The organism is Paraburkholderia dilworthii, assembly GCF_000472525.1.
In the GTDB taxonomy this organism is placed as follows: domain Bacteria; phylum Pseudomonadota; class Gammaproteobacteria; order Burkholderiales; family Burkholderiaceae; genus Paraburkholderia; species Paraburkholderia dilworthii.
Window position 1 is genome coordinate 104,289 of the sequence record NZ_AWZT01000013.1, and the last position, 21,120, is coordinate 125,408.

General features: G+C 62.6%; 19 protein-coding genes. 4 read left to right on the plus strand and 15 right to left on the minus strand.

The features are described 5' to 3' along the window. Positions 1-106 precede the first annotated feature (106 nt). Positions 107-1,702: an APC family permease gene (locus F759_RS0114340; protein ID WP_027800456.1), complete on the plus strand. Its 1,596-nt coding sequence runs from the start codon at positions 107-109 to the stop codon at positions 1,700-1,702. Between the two features lie 145 nt (positions 1,703-1,847). On the opposite strand, the gene F759_RS0114345 is transcribed toward F759_RS0114340, so the two are convergent. From F759_RS0114345 to F759_RS0114375, 7 genes are all read right to left on the minus strand, one after another. After that, a complete protein-coding gene (locus F759_RS0114345; RefSeq protein WP_027800457.1) occupies positions 1,848-2,636 on the minus strand; it encodes a DODA-type extradiol aromatic ring-opening family dioxygenase in 789 nt (262 codons plus the stop codon). A 241-nt stretch (positions 2,637-2,877) separates the two neighbouring features. Further along, positions 2,878-3,477 (minus strand): UbiX family flavin prenyltransferase, encoded by a 600-nt coding sequence (locus F759_RS0114350; RefSeq protein ID WP_027800458.1) that lies wholly within the window; start codon positions 3,475-3,477, stop codon positions 2,878-2,880. A 40-nt stretch (positions 3,478-3,517) separates the two neighbouring features. Then, positions 3,518-3,829, minus strand: a complete 312-nt coding sequence (grxD, locus tag F759_RS0114355; RefSeq protein ID WP_027800459.1) for a Grx4 family monothiol glutaredoxin — start codon at positions 3,827-3,829, stop codon at positions 3,518-3,520. A 153-nt stretch (positions 3,830-3,982) separates the two neighbouring features. Continuing rightward, the gene (gene prmC, locus F759_RS0114360) at positions 3,983-4,852 is read right to left on the minus strand and encodes a peptide chain release factor N(5)-glutamine methyltransferase (RefSeq protein ID WP_027800460.1); all 870 of its coding nucleotides are present in this window, start codon (positions 4,850-4,852) and stop codon (positions 3,983-3,985) included. A 6-nt stretch (positions 4,853-4,858) separates the two neighbouring features. Further along, a complete protein-coding gene (gene prfA, locus F759_RS0114365; protein ID WP_027800461.1) occupies positions 4,859-5,941 on the minus strand; it encodes a peptide chain release factor 1 in 1,083 nt (360 codons plus the stop codon). A gap of 118 nt (positions 5,942-6,059) precedes the next feature. Beyond that, positions 6,060-7,346: a glutamyl-tRNA reductase gene (gene hemA / locus F759_RS0114370; RefSeq protein ID WP_027800462.1), complete on the minus strand. Its 1,287-nt coding sequence runs from the start codon at positions 7,344-7,346 to the stop codon at positions 6,060-6,062. Between the two features lie 82 nt (positions 7,347-7,428). Further along, a complete protein-coding gene (locus F759_RS0114375) occupies positions 7,429-8,139 on the minus strand; it encodes a response regulator transcription factor (RefSeq protein ID WP_027800463.1) in 711 nt (236 codons plus the stop codon). Between the two features lie 200 nt (positions 8,140-8,339). On the opposite strand from F759_RS0114375, the gene F759_RS0114380 reads away from it, so the two are divergent. Genes F759_RS0114380 through F759_RS0114390 form a run of 3 tightly spaced genes read left to right on the plus strand, consistent with a single transcriptional unit; the run spans position 8,340 to position 11,106 of the window. Beyond that, positions 8,340-8,612, plus strand: coding sequence for a hypothetical protein (locus F759_RS0114380; RefSeq protein ID WP_027800464.1), 273 nt, complete (start codon positions 8,340-8,342; stop codon positions 8,610-8,612). Between the two features lie 19 nt (positions 8,613-8,631). Next, on the plus strand, positions 8,632-10,446 hold the full coding sequence (locus tag F759_RS0114385) for an aminopeptidase P family protein (RefSeq protein WP_027800465.1): 1,815 nt from the start codon (positions 8,632-8,634) through the stop codon (positions 10,444-10,446). A 36-nt stretch (positions 10,447-10,482) separates the two neighbouring features. Continuing rightward, positions 10,483-11,106 carry an HAD family hydrolase gene (locus F759_RS0114390; protein ID WP_027800466.1) on the plus strand — a complete coding sequence of 208 codons (624 nt, stop codon included), beginning with the start codon at positions 10,483-10,485 and terminating at the stop codon, positions 11,104-11,106. A 126-nt stretch (positions 11,107-11,232) separates the two neighbouring features. Here the strand turns inward: F759_RS0114390 and F759_RS0114395 are convergent, their stop codons facing one another. The 8 genes from F759_RS0114395 to ychF all read right to left on the minus strand — a co-directional run bounded on the left by F759_RS0114395 (position 11,233) and on the right by ychF (position 20,867). Further along, entirely contained in the window at positions 11,233-12,357 is a 1,125-nt protein-coding gene (locus F759_RS0114395) for a DUF748 domain-containing protein (protein ID WP_027800467.1), read from the minus strand. A 311-nt stretch (positions 12,358-12,668) separates the two neighbouring features. Then, complete coding sequence (gene ettA / locus F759_RS0114400; RefSeq protein WP_027800468.1) at positions 12,669-14,336, minus strand: energy-dependent translational throttle protein EttA; 1,668 nt, start codon at positions 14,334-14,336, stop codon at positions 12,669-12,671. A 259-nt stretch (positions 14,337-14,595) separates the two neighbouring features. Further along, on the minus strand, positions 14,596-14,907 hold the full coding sequence (locus F759_RS0114405; RefSeq protein WP_027800469.1) for a DUF3761 domain-containing protein: 312 nt from the start codon (positions 14,905-14,907) through the stop codon (positions 14,596-14,598). Positions 14,908-14,957: 50 nt separating this feature from the next. Next, a complete protein-coding gene (locus F759_RS0114410; protein WP_027800470.1) occupies positions 14,958-16,046 on the minus strand; it encodes a sn-glycerol-3-phosphate import ATP-binding protein UgpC in 1,089 nt (362 codons plus the stop codon). Positions 16,047-16,136: 90 nt separating this feature from the next. Beyond that, positions 16,137-16,982 carry a sn-glycerol-3-phosphate ABC transporter permease UgpE gene (ugpE, locus tag F759_RS0114415; RefSeq protein WP_027800471.1) on the minus strand — a complete coding sequence of 282 codons (846 nt, stop codon included), beginning with the start codon at positions 16,980-16,982 and terminating at the stop codon, positions 16,137-16,139. Then, positions 16,979-17,863 (minus strand): sn-glycerol-3-phosphate ABC transporter permease UgpA, encoded by an 885-nt coding sequence (ugpA, locus tag F759_RS0114420; protein WP_027800472.1) that lies wholly within the window; start codon positions 17,861-17,863, stop codon positions 16,979-16,981. Before ugpA ends, ugpE begins: the two co-directional genes overlap by 4 nt. 143 nt (positions 17,864-18,006) lie before the next feature. Then, complete coding sequence (gene ugpB, locus F759_RS0114425) at positions 18,007-19,341, minus strand: sn-glycerol-3-phosphate ABC transporter substrate-binding protein UgpB (RefSeq protein ID WP_027800473.1); 1,335 nt, start codon at positions 19,339-19,341, stop codon at positions 18,007-18,009. Between the two features lie 431 nt (positions 19,342-19,772). Continuing rightward, positions 19,773-20,867 carry a redox-regulated ATPase YchF gene (gene ychF / locus F759_RS0114430; RefSeq protein WP_027800474.1) on the minus strand — a complete coding sequence of 365 codons (1,095 nt, stop codon included), beginning with the start codon at positions 20,865-20,867 and terminating at the stop codon, positions 19,773-19,775. Between the last annotated feature and the right edge of the window lie 253 nt (positions 20,868-21,120).

Here is a 21,120-nt window from a genome sequence, read left to right on the forward strand (position 1 = left end):
CGGTTGCACCACTGGGATAACCGCCGCGCATGCATGCGTGCCACCCGTTTTCAGCGTCACAAGCGCAGGTCTGGGGTGCCGACATGGTTCTGAAAAAGGAGAAGACGTGAAAAGTTCTATACAAAGGAACATCGGGCCGTTCGCACTCATGCTGACCGGCTTGGGTTCGATCATCGGCTCAGGCTGGCTGTTCGGCGCGTGGAAGGCCGCGAAAATCGCGGGCCCGGCTTCGATCTGCGCGTGGATCATCGGCGCAGTCGTGATTCTGGCTATTGCACTGACCTACGCTGAACTGGGCGCGATGTTCCCGGAGTCGGGCGGCATGGTACGTTACGCGCGGTATTCGCACGGCGCGCTGGTCGGCTTCATTAGCGCGTGGGCCAACTGGATCGCCATCGTGTCGGTGATTCCAATCGAGGCCGAGGCATCCATTCAATACATGAGCACCTGGCCGTACGACTGGGCGCACGCTCTATTCGTAGATGGATCGTTAACTACGAACGGGCTGTTGCTCTCGGCAGCCCTCGTGATCATTTACTTTCTGCTGAATTACTGGGGCGTGAAACTATTCGCGCGCGCCAATTCCGCCATCACGATCTTCAAGTTTCTCATTCCGGGCGCGACGATCCTCGGCCTGATGCTGACCGGTTTTCACAAGGAAAACTTCGGCGAAGCGAGCACGTTCGCGCCCTACGGCTGGTCGGCTGTACTGACCGCGGTCGCGACGAGCGGTATTGTGTTCGCGTTCAACGGTTTCCAGAGCCCGATCAACCTTGCCGGTGAAGCGCGCAATCCGGCGAAGAGCGTGCCGTTCGCGGTGATCGGCTCCATTCTGCTCGCGCTCGTGATCTACGTGCTGCTGCAGGTCGCGTATATCGGCGCGGTGAGCCCGACCGACGTGATGAAAGGCTGGAGCCACTTCAACTTCGCTTCACCGTTCGCGGAACTGGCGATCGCGCTGAACCTGAATTGGCTGGCGATTCTGCTGTACGTCGACGCCTTCGTCAGCCCGAGCGGCACCGGCACGACCTACATGGCGACCACCACGCGTATGATTTACGCGATGGAGCGCAACAACACAATGCCGAAGATCTTTGGCAACGTGCATCCGTTCTACGGCGTGCCGCGTCCGGCGATGTGGTTCAACCTGCTGGTCTCGTTCATCTTCCTGTTTTTCTTCCGCGGCTGGAGTTCGCTCGCGGCGGTCATTTCGGTCGCGACCGTGATTTCGTATCTGACGGGGCCGATCAGCCTGATGGCGCTGCGCCGCGCGGCGACGGACCTCGAGCGCCCGCTGCACATTCCGGGCATGCAGGTGATTGCGCCGTTCGCCTTCGTCTGCGCATCGCTGATTCTGTATTGGGCGAAATGGCCGCTGACGGGCGAAATCATCCTGTTGATGGTCGTCGCGCTGCCGGTGTACTTCTACTTTCAGGCGAAGTCGGGTTTCGGCGGCTGGGGCCGCGATCTGAAGGCGGCGTGGTGGCTGGTCGCGTATCTGCCGATCATGGCGATTCTGTCGCTGATCGGCAGCAAGGAGTTCGGCGGCCACGGCATTCTGCCGTACGGCTGGGACATGCTGGTGGTGATCGCGTTCTCGCTCGTGTTCTATTACTGGGGTGTGCGTAGCGGCTACCGCTCTGAGTATCTCGAAGAGCGTCAGACGCACGACGAAGTCCTCGAGGGGATGGGCGCGCATTAAGACGCTGGCTGCGCCGTCCACTCCTTCGGTTGAGCGGTCCAAAGGTCCGACGCAATATGAAAAGCCCGCCTGAGTCCTGCTCAGGCGGGCTTTTTCGTTCTTCTACGGCCTCTTGCGGCCGCGTGCACCGTGCCGTCCCCGACGCTCACGCGGCGGTCCCGAACACGTAGTTCGTCATCGCGAGCGAACGCTGGTATGTGCCAAGCGATTGAACTGTCAGCGAATAATCGTCGTCGGCGGCACCGAGCGCTGCGAATACCGGCAGCAGATGCTCGTCGGTCGGATGCATCAGCACGGCGTGCGGCGCGCGGCGGCGATAGTCGAGCAACTCGTCGATGTCGCGCGCGGCGAGCCTGGTCTCGAACCAGTCGGTGAAGTCGGCGACGCGGGGGTCGGCGTCCTCGGGCCGAGCCGAAAAATCGGCGGCGCGCAGATTGTGCGTGATCTGCCCGGAGCCGATCACCATGACGCCTTGCTCCCTCAACGAGCGCAGCGCGCGGCCGACGCGAAAATGGTGTTCCGCGTCCAGGCGCGGCTGGATCGACAACTGCGCGACGGGCACATCGGCATCGGGAAACATGAGCAGCATCGGCACCCATGCGCCGTGGTCAAGGCCGTGCGGCTGCACGTCGGCGTGGATGCCGCTATCGCCGAGCAAAACGGACGCACGTCGCGCGAGATCGGGCGCACCGGGCGCCGGATACTGGATTTCATAGAGCTGGCGCGGAAACCCGAAAAAATCGTGGATGGTCTCAGGTTCCGTCGACGTGCTTGCGACCGGCTGCGCCGTTCCCCAATGGGCGGACAGCATCAGGACGGCCTGAGGACGCGGCAACTGCGCGCTTAGCACGGCGAATTCAGCGGACGGCAGCGACGGGTCGATCGGCAACGTCGGCGCGCCGTGGGAAAGGAAAAGCGAAGGTAAGCGGTTCATGGCAGCGGCGCGGCCGCGAGGCGCGATCGGAAGTTCGGTTGCTGCCAATATAGAGCCGCACCGCCGTTTGATAAATGGCCGAAAGTGGAATTGATTGTGTTCCGACTGTTGGTAATTGTTGGCGGCGAGTGCCGTTGCCTGTCGTTTGTAGCAGGCACGGCTGGCAACCGCGGCGACGATTGGCAACCCGCTACTCTCAGCGCGCCCGTTCTTTCAGCCGTGGGCGTATTTCGTCCGAGGGTTACTCGTCGGCGCCGCGCAATCCCGCCCACGAGGGCGACAACGCCGGCCCGAGCGCGAACAGATCGAGCACGCGCGCTACCGTGTGATCCACCATCTCGTCGATGCTGGCAGGTTGATTGTAGAAGGCAGGCAAGGGCGGAAAGATCACGCCGCCCATTTCGGTGACGGCCGTCATATTGCGCAAATGTGCGAGGTTGAACGGCGTTTCGCGCACCAGCAGCACAAGCCGACGGCGTTCCTTCAGCGTGACGTCGGCGGCACGGGTAATCAGGTTGTCCGAGAAACCATGCGCGACGCTCGCGAGCGTTTTCATCGAGCACGGCGCGACGACCATGCCGTCTGTCGCGAAAGAACCGGACGCAATGCTTGCTCCGACGTCGCGCACGGAGTGCACGACATCCGCGAGCGGATGCACGTCTTCCTTGCCGAGCTTGAGTTCGTGCTGAATATTGAGCCAGCCGGCGCTGGAAATCAGCAGATGGCTTTCGACGCCGCCGACTTTGCGCAGCGTCTCGAGCAGACGGATGCCGTAAATGGCGCCGGTCGCGCCGGTGATCGCGACAATCAGCCGGCGGGGCATTGGAGCGCGTGTTTCCATGCCTCGCGGCGCCTTTTCAGAGCAGCTTTGAAGTGGACGTTCAGGTTGCGGCAAAGAGTTGCTGCAGTTCGCCCGATTCGTACATTTCCATCATGATGTCCGAGCCGCCGACGAATTCGCCCTTCACGTAAAGCTGCGGAATGGTCGGCCAATTCGAGAACTGCTTGATGCCCTGGCGGACTTCGTCGTCTTCGAGCACGTTGACCGTCTTGAACTCGTTGACGTTGCATGCCTTCAGAATCTGGATTGCGCGACCGGAAAAGCCGCACATCGGGAACTGGGCGCTGCCCTTCATGAAGAGCACGACGTTGTTTTCGTCGACGATTTGCTTGATGCGTTGTTGCGTATCCATGACTGACCTTGCGGTTCCGGTATGTGTAGGGAATAGGCTGAAATGATAGCGGATTTCGCCCGCGCCGGCCGACGGCCGCTTTGTCGCCCTGCGTTTTGCGTCTATTGCGGCGACGATTGCGGCGGCCGATGCGGCGGTCCGCGCCAAGCTCCCTCAGCCAGCGAGCCGCCCGCCGCTGATCCGTTCGATGCCTGCAAGATCGCGTTCCGATCTCACGTCGGCGAAACCTCGCGCAGCCAGAAGCTCGCGCACGGCTTCGGCTTGATCGTAGCCGTGCTCCACCCACAGTACGCCATGTGCAGCGAGATGCGCCGGCGCGCCCGCGGCGATCGTGCGGATCGCGCTCATGCCGTCGGCTTCGTCGGTGAGCGCGGCGCGCGGTTCGTAGCGCAGATCGCCCTGCGACAGATGCGGATCGCCGCTCGCGATATAAGGCGGATTGCTCACTATCACATCGAAGCGCAGCGCCGCATCGAGCGAGCCGTACCAGTCGCTCTGCGTGAACGTCACGGCGCCGCCGGGCCGTTTCGGATCGACGAGGCGCGCGGCGTTGCGCGCGGCGACCGCAAGTGCTTCTGCCGAACGATCGAGCGCGCTGACTTGCGCATCGGGCCGCATCGACGCAATTGCCACAGCAATCGCGCCCGTGCCCGTGCCGAGATCGAGCACGCGCGGGCGGGCGAGATTTTCCATCGCGGTGAGTGCCGTTTCAACCAGCAATTCGGTCTCGGGGCGCGGGATCAGCACATCCGGCGTAACCTCGAATTCGAGCCCGAAAAATTCGCGGACGCCGACGAGTTGCGCCACCGGCTCACCGGCCACGCGCCGCGCTTGCAACGCCAGATAGCGCTCGACGCACCCGCTGTCGAGCGCTTCCTCGGCGCGCGTGATCAGTTGCGTTTGCCGCCAGCCGAGCACGTGTGCGAGCAGAATCCGCGCTTCCAGCGGCGGCAGCGGTGAGGCGCGCAACAGTGCGGCGGGCGTAGCGGCACCGTTGCGATTGGCCGGCGCGTTCGACGTCATCGGCGCTTAGTCCGCGTCGCCGAGCGAGGCGAGCAACTCGGCCTGATGCTCGCTGACGAGCGCACCGATCAGTTCGTCGAGATCACCGTCCATGATCGCGTCGAGGCGATACAGTGTCAGATTGATCCGATGGTCCGTCAGACGTCCCTGCGGAAAGTTGTAGGTGCGGATTCGCTCCGAGCGGTCGCCCGAGCCGATCAGGCTCTTGCGCGTCGCGGCTTCCTTCGCTTGCTGCTCGTGCGACTGCTTGTCCTTGATGCGGGCCGCGAGCACCTTCAGCGCGCGGTCCTTGTTCTTGTGCTGCGAGCGGTCGTCCTGACATTCGACGACGATTCCCGTCGGCAAGTGCGTGACGCGCACAGCCGAATCCGTCTTGTTGATGTGCTGTCCGCCCGCGCCGGACGCGCGGAACGTGTCGATCCGCAGATCGGCCGGATTGATTTCGACTTCGCCGATTTCGTCCGCTTCCGGCATCACGGCCACCGTACACGCGGACGTGTGAATACGGCCCTGCGTTTCTGTTGCCGGCACCCGCTGCACGCGGTGGCCGCCGGACTCGAATTTAAGCTTCGAATACGCGGCTTCGCCGGCGATTCGCACGATCACTTCCTTATAGCCGCCCAGGTCCGATTCGCTCGCCGACATCATCTCGACCTGCCAGCGATTACGCTCGGCATACCGCAGATACATGCGCAAAAGATCGCCGGCGAACAGCGCGGACTCGTCGCCGCCCGTCCCCGCACGTATCTCGAGGAAGATGTTGCGGTCGTCGTTCGGGTCTTTCGGCAGCAGCATTTTCTGCAGTTCACCGCCGAGCAGTTCCATGCGGTCGCGCGCCGCGCGAATTTCCTCTTCCGCGAATTCGCGCATGGAAGCATCGGTCAACAGTTCCTGGGCGGTGGCGGCGTCGTGCATGGCCTGGCGCCATAGCGCGTACTGCTCGACGACCGGTCCGAGCTCGGCGTGCTCGCGCGTGAGCTTGCGGTATTGGTCGAGGTTCGCTGTGATGTCCTCTCGGCTCAACAGGTCGTTCAGTTCGGCCAGCCGCGTAGTCAGCTGGTCGAGCTTGCGTTGCATGCTCGTTTTCATCGGGCGGGTATCGGAGCGGGCTCCGGCAAGGACGACAACTAGGGAAGTGGGCGGATGCCCGGGTCAGAAGCACGTCACGAGCCACTTGCGGCGGCGCGGACTGGCGGCGTGCGCGCCGCTAACGCTCAGTGGAGCCTGAGTGCTTGTAGAAGCCGCTCATCAACTCGATGAGCGTGTCGCGGTTTTCGCCGCTCGCGCGGTTGAGCGCGTGGGTGGGGCCGTGAATCAGCTTGTTGGTGAGCGCTTGCGAAAGCGCCTCGATCACCGCGGCCGGATCGTCGCCGCGCGCGAGCATTTTTTGCGCGCGCTCGACTTCAGCCCGGCGCAGCACGTCGGCTTGAGTGTGCATATGACGGATAACCGGCACGATGCTGCGTGCTTCGAGCCACTGCATGAAATTTTGCACGCGCGTTTCGATGATCGCTTCGGCCTGCGCAACCGCGGCCTGCCGCGACGCATTGCCTTCGCGGACGATTGCACCGAGGTCGTCGACGGTGTACAGGAACACATCTTCGAGCTTGCCGACTTCCGGTTCGATGTCGCGCGGAACCGCCAGATCGACCATGAAAATGGGCCGATGGCGGCGCGCTTTCACCGCGCGCTCGACTGCGCCCAGGCCGATGATCGGCAAGGTGGAAGCCGTGCATGACACGATGATGTCGAACTCGTGCATGCGGGTGGGCAGTTCCGACAGCGGAATGGCTCGGCCGTTGAAGCGCTCGGCGAGCCGCGTGCCGCGCTCCGCGGTGCGGTTCGCAACCACGAGTTCACGCGGCTGCTGCGCGGCGAAGTGAGTGGCACACAACTCGATCATTTCGCCCGCGCCGATAAACAGCACGCGCTGGTTCGACACCTTGTCGAAGATCCGCTGAGCCAGCCGCACGGCGGCGGCGGCCATCGAAACCGACTGCGCGCCGATTTCCGTCGTGCTGCGGACTTCCTTCGCGACGGCAAACGTGCGTTGGAACAACTGGTTCAGATAGGTGCCGAGCGCGCCTGCTTCAGACGCCGTGCGCACGGCGTCCTTCATTTGCCCCACGATTTGGGTCTCGCCGAGCACCATTGAATCGAGGCCCGAGGCGACGCGAAACGCGTGGCGCACGGCTTCTGACTGCGGCAGCGCGTAGACGTGCGGCGCGAGTTCCTCGATGGGCAGGTTGTGATATCTGGAAAGCCACTGAATCGCGGCTCCACGCGCGGCCTGGTCGTCGGTCGCGCAATAGAGCTCGGTGCGATTGCAGGTGGACAGGATTGCTGCTTCGGGCGCCGAGCGGGATGTGGTTCCGAGCCACACGCTTTTGAACGTGTCCAGTGCGGGCTTGATCTGTTCGAGCGGAAACGCCACGCGTTCGCGCAAGGCGACAGGCGCAGTGTGGTGATTAATTCCGATCGTTAGGAGCTGCATTCTGGAGCGCTATGGTTTAGCCCAATATTATAGCGTTTTCACGATTCTTACATTGTGCCGCGCGTCAGCCGGGACCAAGGCCTCAACTGGAACCGGCAAGGGCTTCCGGCGCGAAAGCGTCCAGCTGATACCCGTAACCGTAAAGCGGCGTGAGCGAATAGCCGAATTCCGGGCGCAGTTCGAGCTTGGACCGCACACGCGACGCGTGCGTGTCGACGGTGCGCGACTTTACGTCGCGGCGGCGCGCCCACACCGTTTCGAGAATGTGTGCGCGCGACACGGGCCTCGACAGATTCGTGAACAGCAGCAGCGCGAAGCGGAACTCCTTCGGTGTCAGCATGGCCGTGCGGTGACGGAACGTCACCGCGAAGTTGGCGGTATCGAACGCATAGCCGCGGATCACGTCGTGCCGGCGGTTGGGCGGCCGGCGCAGTCCCGCGCGGCGCAGCAGCGCGTCGACGCGCGCGAGCATCTCGGGGCCGCGGACCGGTTTGGCCAGACAGTCGTCGGCGCCGGCGTGGAGCGCGGCGACGATCTGGCTTTCGCGCGGCTCCGTTATCAGCACGATGACGGGCAGGCTCGGCAGGATGGACCGGGCGCTCGCAATCACGTCTTCGGCGGAACGGTCGCCGGTCCAGTTTTCGGTGATCAGCAGATCGAAGAATTGATCGGCGGCCTGGTCGAAAAAAGGGGCGCTGCTGGTGAAGTGCTGACACCCGTGGCCGCCGGCGAAAATCAGCCGTGTGACGAGTTTGGCGTGTCTCGGGTCCGGCTCGATGAGGGCGATTCGCATGCGCGCGTTGAGTTTGACGACGGCCAGAAACCAGGCTGTTCCGTAAGGCCTACAGCTTGCCTAACATCACCCCGACCCCTAAACTCAACCGCTGTGCGGAAAGCGCCGTGCTGATTTTTTGAGAAAGAGACAAAAATGCTAGCTGTCGTCGAGCCTCGCGCCTATGAGACAAATCCGAAACTGCGCGAGACCGGCCGCTGATGGGTTGGCCCGGAATCGTAGTGCTGGGAGCCGCAATTGGCTTCGCGGGGTGGTGGCTGCATCCGCTGCGCCGCTTGAACCGCTTAAACCGCTCGGGCCGCGCCCGCTTGTGGGTGGCAGTGCTTGCCGGCGTACTGGGCGCGAGCGTCGCGCGCATGGCCGGCAATGTGATTGGTCTTTTCCATGACGGTGAGACGCTCGAATGGCCCGTTTGCACGGCCGTCGCCATGATCGCCGTCGCCGTAACGGTCGGCTTGCTTTCCCGTCGATGAACATTTGCAGGTGACTTCCATGAATGCCCGACTGCCCCAAACCTTCCCCATTCCCGAACGGCTCGCCAGCTTGCGCAGCGCGATGGCGCGCGAAGGCGTCGCTGCTTACCTCGTGCCGTCGGCGGATCCGCATTTGTCCGAATATCTGCCTGGGCGTTGGCAGGGCCGGGAATGGCTTTCCGGCTTCACCGGCTCGGCGGGCACGCTCGTCGTCACGGCAGACTTCGCCGGGGTCTGGACGGACAGCCGCTACTGGGAGCAGGCCAACGCGCAGTTGGCCGGCACCGGCGTTCAACTCATGAAAATGACCGGCGGTCAGCAAACCGCGCCGCATTTCGACTGGCTCGCGGAAAACGTCGCGTCAGGCGGCACCGTCGGTGTGGACGGCGCCGTGCTCGGCGTGGCGGCGGCGCGGGCGCTGACGCAAGCGCTCACGGCGCGCGGCGTGAAGCTGCGCACCGACGTCGATCTGTTCGACGCAATCTGGCCGCAGCGTCCATCGCTGCCCGGTGCCGCCGTGTTCGAGCACGCGGCGCCGCATGCGAGCGTCGCGCGTTCCGAAAAACTCGCGCAGATTCGCCGCGCAATGGCAGAGAAGGGCGCGCAATCGCACTTCATTTCCACGCTCGACGACCTCGCATGGCTGCTGAATCTGCGTGGCGCCGACGTCAGCTATAACCCGGTCTTCGTCGCGCACGCGCTGATCGGCGAAAACAGCGCGTCGCTTTTCATCGCCGACGGCAAGGTGCCGCAAGCACTTGCCGAAGCCCTCGCGCGCGACGGCGTCAGCGTCGAACCGTATGCGAAGGCCGCAGACGCGCTCGCTGCGTTGCCGGCCGGCAGCACGCTGCTGATCGACCCGCGCCGTATCACATACGGCTCACTGCAATCGGTGCCGTCGACGGTCAAGGTGATCGAAGCGCTCAATCCGTCCACCTTCTTCAAGTCGCGCAAGACCGAGGCCGAGGCGAAGCACGTGCGCGAAACGATGGAGCAGGACGGCGCCGCGCTCGCGGAATTCTTCGCTTGGTTCGAAAGAGCGCTTGGTCGCGAGACCATCACCGAATTGACTATCGACGAACGTCTGACGGCGGCACGCGCGCGTCGTCCGGGCTTTGTGTCGCTGAGCTTTGCGACTATTGCGGGCTTCAACGCGAACGGCGCGATGCCGCACTATCGCGCCACCAGCGAATCGCATTCGGTGATCGAAGGCAACGGCCTGTTGCTGATCGACTCCGGCGCGCAGTATCTGAGCGGCACCACCGACATCACGCGCGTCGTCCCGATCGGTACGATCAGCGACGAACAGCGGCGCGATTTCACCATCGTGCTGAAAGGCACGATGGCTTTGTCGCGTGCCAGGTTCCCGCGCGGCATCCGTTCGCCGATGCTCGACGCAATCGCTCGCGCGCCGATCTGGGAAGCCGGCGCCGATTACGGTCACGGCACGGGTCATGGGGTCGGTTATTTTCTGAACGTGCACGAAGGCCCGCAAGTCATCTCGCACTACGCGCCGGCCGAACCGTGGACGGCGATGGAAGAAGGCATGATCACCTCGGTCGAACCGGGCATTTATCGGCCGGGCAAGTGGGGCGTGCGCATTGAAAACCTCGTGCTGAACGTGCCGGCCGTCCAGACGGAATTCGGTGACTTCCTGAAGTTCGAAACGCTAACGCTGTGCCCGATCGACACGCGTTGTCTCGACCTGTCGCTGCTGCGCGACGACGAGCGCGCGTGGCTGAATGCCTATCACGAGACGGTGCGCGCGCGCCTCGCGCCCCATGTTTCCGGCGAGGCGAAAGCGTGGCTGGAGCTGCGCACGCAGCCGATCTGAACGCGGTAACCGCAACCGCATAGCTACGGAGAGCGCATGGCCATCAAGGCAGTCGTGTTCGATTTCGGCGGCGTGCTGATCGACTGGAGTCCCGAGTATCTTTACCGGCAACTGATTGCCGACGAAGCCGAGCGACGCTGGTTTCTGACTCACGTCTGCTCGATGGAATGGGTCATTCGCCAGGACGGCGGCCAGCCGATCGCCGAGGCGACGGAAGAGCTTGTCGCGCAGTTTCCCGATCACGAAGCGCTGATCCGCGCGTTCTACGAGCGGTGGCACGAGATGGTGGCCGGCGTGCTGGAAGAGGGCGTGGCGATCATGGAAAAGCTCGAAGCCGCAGACGTCCCGCTCTTCGGCCTGACGAACTGGTCGGCGGAGACGTTTCCATATGCGTGGGAGCATTATCCGGTGCTGCGGCGCTTTCGGGATATCGTCGTATCGGGTCGCGTGGGGCTGGTCAAGCCCGATCCGGCGATTTTCGCGGCAATGCGCGAACGGATCGACGCGCAAATGCCAGGCGTGCAGCCGAGTGAACTCGTGTTTATCGACGACAACCCGAAGAACGCCGAGGCCGCCACCGCACTCGGCTGGCATGGTGTGCATCACACCAACGCCGCGCAAACAGAAGCGAAACTGCGCGAACTGGGCTTGCCGCTCTGACGAGGCGGACGCTGCGCGGGCGGGAACGACCAGCGATTCGAGTTAGTGCTTTTTCCGCGTGGCGTCGGTATCGGCCGCAGCGTCAGCATCGACGTTAACCGCAACGCGCTTCCCATACCGCGAAGCCTACTGCCCGAGTAAATTCTTCAAAGCATTGCCGAGGCCTTTTACGGTTTCGCCCGCGCCTTTGGCCACGCCTTCGACACTGACGCCCAACGCTTTCGCGAAGCCTGCGGCGATGCGGGTCGTCAAGCCTTCCTGCACTGAGAATTTCGGGTCACGCAAGTTGCCGTCGAGTACGAAGTGCAACGTAATGTCGCCATTGTGAGTCTTCAATGCGGCGACTGCGGCTTTTGTCGGAATGGACATGAAGGTGTCGAGCGGATTGCCGGAGTCGGCCAGTTGCAGCTCGTGGACCGTTATCGTGCCGGGCGCATGCAATTGATAGTTGCGCACCGACGACTCGATGCTCATGTCGACCGTACCGCCCGTCACCTGCGCCTGCGCTCCGGCTTTCTTTACGAGATACGGATCGAGCATCACGACGTCGACGCCGCGCAGTGTGCTCGTCGTTTGCGAATCCTTGCTGGCGATCTTGATCCATCCGCCGAATGTGACCGTGCCCGTGTGCGACGGGCCCTGGATCGTGCCGCGGACATTCACGTTGGTCGGCTCAGCGAGCGCCGGCAAGTGCACATTGTCGACCGTCGCATTTGCGTTGCTTACCGTCACCTTGTAGGCAGGCGGTCCGACGGTCATATCGTAGAAATGGAACCGGCCCTGCTCGAAGCTGATGTGATCCACCTGTTTTTCGCGCGGCGCGGAGTTCGCTGCGGCGCCGCTCGCGTCATCATTTGCGCTGGCGACCGACTGGCGCAGATTCGGCAGCAGACGGATCGCGCCGCTCTGAGTGCGTAGCACCGCCATATCGAAACCGCGCACTACAACGCTGCGAATATGCATGCGCCGCGCGAGCAGATCGCGGATATCCGGCGTGAGCACGATTTCGTCTGCTCGCAACGGATCGCCGGCCGGCCATCCCGGTGGCGCCTTCGACACAACGTTGCTGAGATGGACCGAGGTCAGGCCGACATCGATGCTCTGCGCGCTACCCAGCGGACCGAGCGCGGCCACTACGCGCTCTTTCACTTCGCGCTGCGCGTATTGCAGCACGCCGAGCGCAATGACGACGAGCAAGACCAGCGCGCTGCCCACGGCAACGACCCAGCGTTGGCCCTTCGACATCGACATGTCCACCTCCTCCTGGCCGCCGCAATGCACGGCGTGGCTGCAACTGCGCGCCTTCCTGGCCCGTTCGCGCGCGGACGATAGATAACACGCCGGGTCAGCAATGCGCATGCCGTGTCGTCAGCCGCCGAGGTTTGGCGTTTGTAGCCGCTATGGACGTGATGTTCGCTGCTGAGCGAATCGCGAGCAGCGCGACGACGCTGCCTGCACAAAAGGAGATAAGGAAGCGCAGGCCGCGCTGATGCAGACGGCCGCAACGCAACCCACCCGTCTCCCGACGGGCAAGCTGCGGTTACTCCCAGGTGCGGCGAGGTTTAACGCGTAATCGGCTTATAACGCAGACGCTTCGGACGCGCGGCTTCTTCGCCCAGGCGTGCGCGCTTGTCCGCTTCATACTCCTGGTAATTGCCGTCGAAGAACGTCACTTGCGAATCGCCCTCAAACGCGAGAATGTGCGTGGCGATCCGGTCGAGGAACCAGCGATCGTGCGAAATGACCATCACCGAGCCGGCGAATTCCAGCAATGCGTCTTCGAGCGCGCGCAGCGTTTCGACGTCGAGATCGTTCGACGGTTCGTCGAGCAGCAGCACGTTGCCGCCCGCGATCAGCGTCTTCGCGAGATGCAAACGGCCGCGCTCGCCGCCCGACAGATTGCCGACGATCTTCTGCTGATCACCACCCTTGAAGTTAAAGCGGCCGATATAAGCACGCGAAGGCGTCTCGTACCTGCCGACGGTCAGCACATCCGCACCGCCGGAGATCTCTTCGAATACGGTCTTCGAAGAATCCAGCGCGTCGCGGCTTTGATCCACGTACGCGAGCTTCACGGTCGGGCCTTTCACGATCTCGCCCGAATCCGGCTCTTCGCGTCCGGTCAGCATGCGGAACAGCGTGGACTTACCCGCGCCGTTCGGACCGATGATGCCGACAATGGCGCCCGCCGGAATCTTGAAGCTGACGTTGTCGAGCAGCAAACGGTCGCCATACGACTTGCTGACATTCTTGAACTCGATCACTTCATTGCCGAGGCGGTCGCCGACGGGGATGAAGATTTCCTGCGTTTCGTTGCGCTTCTGATAGTCCTGGCTGTTCAGTTCCTCGAAGCGGGCGATACGCGCCTTCGACTTCGCCTGACGGCCCTTCGGGTTCTGGCGCACCCACTCCAGTTCCTTCTTGATCGCCTTCTGACGCGCCGATTCCGACGACTCTTCCAGCTTCAGGCGCTCTTCTTTCTGATCGAGCCAGCTGCTGTAGTTGCCCTTCCACGGAATGCCGTGGCCGCGGTCGAGTTCGAGAATCCACTCGGCGGCGTTATCGAGGAAGTACCTATCGTGCGTGACCGCGACGACGGTGCCCGGAAAGCGCGTGAGGAACTGTTCGAGCCAGTCGACCGATTCGGCGTCCAGGTGGTTGGTCGGCTCGTCGAGTAGCAGCATGTCCGGCTTTTCGAGCAGCAGCTTGCACAGCGCAACGCGGCGCTTTTCGCCGCCCGACAGATGTTCGATCTTCGCGTCCCATGCCGGCAGGCGCAGCGCGTCGGCGGCAATCTCGATCTGCTGTTCGGCGCTGCCGCCGTCGGTTGTTGCGAGGATCGCTTCGTACTTTGCCTGTTCGGCGGCGAGCGCGTCGAAGTCCGCGTCCGGCTCAGCGTAGGCCGCGTAGATTTCGTCGAGCTTCTTCTGCGCGTTGAACACGTCGCCGAGACCCTCTTCAACGGTTTCGCGCACCGTCTTGTTCGGATCGAGCTGCGGTTCCTGCGGCAGATAGCCGATGTTCAGGTTCGGCATCGGCGTGGCTTCGCCTTCGATGTCCTTGTCCACACCGGCCATGATGCGGATCAGTGTCGACTTGCCCGAGCCGTTCAGGCCGAGCAGGCCGATCTTCGCGCCAGGGAAAAAGGACAGCGAGATGTCTTTCAGGATTTGACGCTTGGGCGGCACGATCTTGCCGACCCGATTCATGGTGAAGACGTATTGGGCCATTTGCTTGCGAGACGTTGGCGACGCCGGCCGCGAGTGGGCGGGCAGTCGTGGGTGAATGGGTAACCGGTATCACTGCGGTGTCACGGCGATGTCATGGCCGGCCGGAGTGCCCGGCGCCGGCCGGCGCGGCGTCGAGCGCGGTGTACAGCTCAACGACGGCCGCGCGCGGGCCGTGTGCAGATGGCATTGTACTTCGGCGCGAGGACGCGGCGGCAGTGGGGCTTGCGCAGTTTACCTGCCCGGCCCGGATCGCCGCGATTTACAGCCAGCTGGCTACGCCGCCGTGCCGCGAACAGGTGCCGCTATGATGCCGGCTGAAACTGTAAGTGCCGTCGCGGCACCGCGCCGTCGCGCCGTCAGGCGCCTTGCCCGAGAGCGAGCGGGCCGGCGCGTGGACCGCGTTGCCGTCGCGATTGGTGTAGGTGTTGTGATTGCTGAGGTCGGCTTCGTTGGGCGTCGTGCCTGGAGAGACGTATGCCAACGCCGCCGACATGCTCAAGGACAGCGCCACGAACAGCGCGGCTGCAACGGATACGCGGCAGGCAGCGGTTTTCGGGCGAATGCCTTTCATGGTCTTTGCGGTTTTTTGTTGTCGTGAGGCGCGCGAGCTTACGCGCGAAGTCAGTTCGCCCGCCGCCCGCTCGCCGGATCGAAGAAATGCAGATGCCGCGCGGGCAACGCGACTTGCAGCGTCTCGCCGGCCGCGGGCCGGTGCGTGTGTGGCAAACGCACGGTGACGTCGTGCTTGCCCCAGCGTCCGTGCGCGAGATTATCCGCGCCGAGCAACTCGCATGAATCGACGGTGAGCGTTGCCTGCGGCGCCTCCGTCTGGCCGGGGCTCATGTGCTCCGGACGAATGCCCAGCGTCCACTCGCGTCCTTTGGCGACTTCGCGGCCAATCGACACGACGCCGGCGAGCGGCAGTTGCGGACCGTTGCTGGCCACATCGAAAGTGCAACCGTCATCGGACACGCGGCCTTCGAGCAGATTCATACCCGGCGAACCGATGAAGCCGGCGACGAACACGGTTGCCGGCCGCTCATAGACTTCGGTCGGCGCACCGATTTGTTCGGCGTGACCCTTGTTCATCACGATCACGCGTTGCGCCAGCGTCATGGCTTCGATCTGATCGTGCGTCACATAGAGGCTGGTGGTCGCGAGCCGCGCGTGCAGACGCTGGATTTCGAGCCGCATTTGTACACGCAGACGCGCGTCGAGATTGGACAGCGGCTCGTCGAACAGAAACACAGCGGGTTCGCGCACGATCGCACGTCCCATCGCCACACGCTGACGCTGCCCGCCCGACAACTCGCGCGGCGTGCGTTGCAACAGCGGTTCGAGTTCGAGAATCCGCGCGGCGGCGTTGACGCGCTGCGCGATCTGCGCTCGCTCCACGCCCGCGATCTTCAATGCGTAGCCCATGTTCTCGGCGACGCTCATATGCGGATAGAGCGCGTAGTTCTGAAACACCATCGCGATGTTGCGATCTTTCGGCTCCAGCCCGTTCACCACTTTGCCGGCGATCGAGATACTGCCCTCGGAGATTCGCTCAAGCCCCGCGACCATCCGCAGCAATGTGGATTTACCGCAACCCGACGGGCCGACCATCACGACGAACTCGCCGTCGTTCACATCGACGTCGATGCCGTGCAACACGAACTGTTTGCCGTCGTAGGTTTTTTTAACGCCTTGCAGTGTCAGTGCAGCCATGCGGTTCTAGCCCTTCGTTTGCGTGTCGTTTATCTGTTGCCTGTGCGGCGTGGGTGCGTTGGTGTGCTGGTCTGCCGGGCGCGGCGCGGATCATTTCTCGGCATCTACGAGACCGCGCACGAACCAGCGCTGCATGGTGAGCACCACGGCGAGCGGCGGCAGCATCGCGAGCAGCGTTCCCGTCATGACCAGATGCCACTCCGTTGCCGTGTCGCCCGAGGCGATCATGCTTTTGATACCCACCACGGCGGTTGTCAGCGACTGCTGGCTCGTGATCAGAATCGGCCACAAATACTGATTCCAGCCGTAAATAAACGTGATCACGAAAAGCGCCGCCATGTTCGTCCTGGACAGCGGCAGCACGACGTCCCAGAAGAAGCGCATTGGGCTCGCCCCGTCGATGCGCGCCGCTTCCATCAACTCGTCGGGCAGCGTCATGAAGAACTGGCGGAACAGGAACGTCGCGGTGGCCGACGCGATCAGCGGCAGCGTCAAACCGCTATACGTATTACTCAGATGCATCGACGAGACGACTTGCACGGTCGGGAAGATCCGGACTTCGACCGGCAGCATCAGCGTGATGAAGATCAGCCAGAACGACAGGTTGCGCAACGGAAAGCGGAAGAACACGATCGCAAATGCGGAGATCATCGACACGGCGATCTTGCCGATGGCAATGGCAAGCGCCATCACGAGACTGTTGAACAGCATGCGCCCGAACGGCGCGGCCGCGTTGCCGCTGCCGTGCGCCCAGACCGTCGCGATGTTTTCGAACAGATGCGAACTGGGCACCAGCGAAAGCGGCACGCTGAATACTTCATGCTCGCTCATGGTCGCCGCGCAGAACGCGACATACACCGGAAACACGACCAGCGCGACGCCGAGTATCAGCACCGCGTGGCAGAAGAGGTCGAAACCGCGGCGGTTTTCGATCATGAGTATTGAACCCTGCGTTCGATAAAGCGGAATTGCACGACCGTCAACGCGACGACGATCACCATCAGAATCACGGACTGCGCGCCCGAGCTGCCGATGTCGAGTCCCTGGAAGCCTTCCGCGAAAATCTTGTAGATGAGCGTGCGGGTCGATTGTGCGGGGCCGCCGCCCGTCGCGGCGTCGATCACGGGGAACGTGTCGAAGAATGCATAGGTGATGTTGATGACCAGCAGGAAGAAGCTCGTCGGCGACAGTAGCGGCAGCGCGATGCCGAAGAAGCGCCGCACGGGGCCGGCGCCGTCGATGGCCGCGGCTTCGATCAGCGAGCGCGGAATCGCCTGCAAGCCTGCGTAGAAGAACAGGAAGTTATAGCTGACCTGTTTCCACACCGACGCGAGCACGACGAGAAACATCGCCTGGCCCGCGTTCAAAGCGTGATTCCACACGATGCCGTACTTCCCGAGCGCAAACGTGACGAGGCCGATACTCGGATTGAACAGGAACGACCACAACACGGCGGCAATTGCGGGTGCAACTGCATACGGCCAGATGAGCAGCGTCTGATAAGCCTTCGCGCCGCGCGTCACGCGATCCGCGCAGACGGCCAGCAGCAGCGAAATCACGAGGCCCGACACCGTGACGAGCGCACAGAAAATCAGCGTCGTATTGAACGACGACAGGTAAAGTGGATCGGCGAATAGCTGCCTGAAGTTTGCGAGCCCGACGAATTCGCTCGACGTGCCGAACGCGTCCTGACTTTGCGTGGATTGCCACAGCGCTTCGCCCGCCGGCCACAGAAAAAACAGCGCCGTGATCGCCAGTTGCGGCGCGACGAGCAGGTAGGGCAGCAGGCTGGTGCCGAAGCGGGAGCGCTTTTCCATCGAAGAATTCCAAGGGTTTTGCTGCAAGCGGGTCCCGACGCGAGTGCGCCGAAACCCTGCCGACTTGCTTGATGCTTCTTTTGCACCTGGCCGCGGTTTTATATCCCTATTGCTGGACAGGCCGCGCGGGCTGCTTGCTGCGCTTAGCTGCCCGCTTTCTCGAAGCGTCGCAGCAATTCGTTGCCACGCGAAACCGCCGAGTCGAGCGCCTGTTGCGGCGTCTTCTTTTCAGCCCACACCTGTTCGAGCTCTTCGTCGATGATCGTGCGGATCTGCGGCATGTTGCCCAGACGCAAGCCCTTCGTGTACGGCAGGGGCGGCTTGTTGAGCATCTGCTTGATGGCGGTGTCGCTGCCGGGGTTCTTCTCGTAGAAGCCTTGTTGCTGCGTCAACTGATATGCGGCGGTCGTGACCGGCAGATAGCCCGTGTCCTGATGCCACTTCGCTGCGACCGGCGCCGACGACAGATACGACAGGAACCTGGCTACGCCTTTGTAGACGGCCGGATCCTTGCCCGCCAACACCCACAAGCTCGCGCCGCCGATGATCGCGTTCTGCGGCGCGCCCTTCACATTTGCGTCGTAAGGCATCATGCCGGTGCCGAAGTTGAACTTGGCGAATTTCCTGATGGTGGCAAGCGAGCCCGACGAGTTAGTAATGATCCCGCAGTCGCCGCTATAAAACTTGGAGATCGGTTCGTCCTTGCGGCCAGCATAGGTGAACGTGCCTTCCTTTTGCATGTTCTGCAGGAACTGGATGTGCGCGACCTGCTGCGGCTTGTTGAATTCAAGCTGCGCATCCGCGCCGTCGAAACCATTGTTCTTCGACGCAAACGGCAAGCCGTGCCACGCACTGTAGTTCTCCAACTGAATCCAGCTCTGCCAGCCCGACGAATAGCCGCACGCCATGCCCGACGCCTTGAGCTTCTGCGCGTCGACCTGCAGTTCGGCCCACGTCTTCGGCGGCTGATTCGGATCGAGGCCGGCTTTCTTGAAGGCGTCCTTGTTGTAGTAGAGCACCGGCGTCGAACTGTTGAACGGCATCGAGATCAGCTGGCCGCTTCTGGCATCGCTGTAATAGCTGGCGATGGTCGGCACGAACGCTTTGTCATCGAGCGGCACACCGGCTTGCTTGAACACTTCGGAGACGGGGACGACGGCCTTTTTTGCCTGCATCATCGTCGCGGTGCCGACTTCGTAGACCTGCAAAATGGCCGGCGCGTTGCCGCTGCGATAAGCGGCGATGCCGGCGGCAAGCGTCTGGTCGTAGGTGCCTTTGAACACCGGCACGATCTTGTAATCGGATTGCGACGCGTTGAACGCGTTCGCGATGTCGTTCAGACGTTCGCCTAGCGCGGCTTCCATTGCGTGCCAGAACTGGATTTCCGTGGCGGCCTGGGCCGGCTGGCTAATGCCGATAGTGCCGACACTCAACACGGCGGCAACAGAAAGCGAACGGAACAGCGGCTTCAAACTCATCGATTTGTCTCCATGCAAAGCAGTCGATCGTAATTGGCGCTTTAGCGCCCACTCCGATCCCGTGAAAGATGGTACGGAAGGGGCGCAACTGCGAATCGCGCGATTCTATTTGTGTTCGATGACAGTCCGGCGTCGCTTTTTGGCGGGCGCCGAATGCCGCAATTTAACATCGCATGTCATGAAATTGAAACATGCGCGGTTGGATCGGGTATTGGAATGTTCGGGTTAGCGCGGCGCGACAAGTGGAGTTGCGAACAAAGGCCGTCGCGCTCCGCATCGATGGCAGACCGTTCGCAGACACTTCGGAGAGCCAGCGGAAAAGCACAAAGCCCGCGCGAAGCGGGCTTTGAGACATGCGCGGAACGGGCAAAAGCCGCGAGCGGCTGAGCGGCCATACATCCGCCGGCAGGCGCTCGTTGCGAGCGCCGGACTTACACGTTGAACAGAAAGTTCATCACGTCGCCATCGTGCACGACGTATTCCTTGCCTTCCGCGCGCATCTTGCCGGCTTCCTTTGCACCTTGCTCACCCTTATAGGTGATGTAGTCATTGAAGGAGATTGTCTGCGCGCGAATAAAGCCGCGCTCGAAGTCGGTGTGGATCGCACCCGCGGCCTGCGGCGCCGTGTCGCCGACATGAATCGTCCAGGCGCGCACTTCCTTCACGCCAGCCGTGAAGTACGTTTGCAGGCCGAGCAGCTTGAAGCCCGCGCGAATCACGCGGTTCAGACCCGGCTCTTCCATGCCCATATCGGCGAGGAACACTTCCATGTCCGCTTCGTCGAGGTCGGCGATTTCCGCTTCGATTGCCGCGCACACGGCGACCACCGGCGCGTTTTCCGACGCGGCGAACTTCGTAACCGCGTCCAGATGCGGATTATTCTTGAAGCCGTCTTCCTTGACGTTCGCGACGTACATGGTCGGCTTGGCCGTGATCAGGCAGAACGGCTTGAGCGTGGCCTTCTCTTCGTCCGACAGGTCGAGCGCGCGGACCGGCTTGGCCTGATCCAGTTGAGCGCGCACCTTTTCGAGCACCGCGGCGTTCTTGATAGCTTCCTTGTCGTTGCCCGACTTGGCGGCCTTCGAATAACGCGCGAGCGCCTTTTCGACCGTTGCCAGGTCGGCGAGCGCCAGTTCGGTGTTGATGACCTCGATATCCGACAGCGGATCGATCTTGTTGGCCACGTGAATCACGTTCTCGTCTTCGAAGCAGCGAACCACATGCGTGATCGCGTCCGTTTCACGGATGTTCGCGAGGAACTGGTTGCCGAGACCCTCGCCCTTGCTCGCGCCCGCCACCAGACCGGCGATGTCGACGAATTCGACGACCGCCGGCAGGATGCGCTCGGGCTTGACGATTTCGGCGAGCGCCTTCAGGCGCGCGTCCGGCACTTCGACGATGCCGACGTTCGGCTCGATCGTGCAGAACGGATAGTTTTCGGCGGCGATGCCCGCCTTGGTCAGCGCATTGAACAGGGTGGACTTGCCGACGTTAGGCAAGCCGACGATGCCGCATTTGAGGCTCATGGAAATCCTTCAGTGATTCGGTAAATTGCGTGATGCGCTCGACGCTGTGTGCAGGATTCGGGAAGTCTTCGCGTTTGGCGGCAAAGGAAACGCAGCGGAGCGGGACACGACACCAGAGCGGGCGTTGCCTCGACGATTCTGGGCGGGTTTTGTCACGGAAAGCGTAATTGTAACCCGTTCCAATCGGCTTCTTGACGTGGCTTCAGAAAGCTGCGCGCCCGGTCGGTCCCCCGCAAACCCCGCGGCTATAATG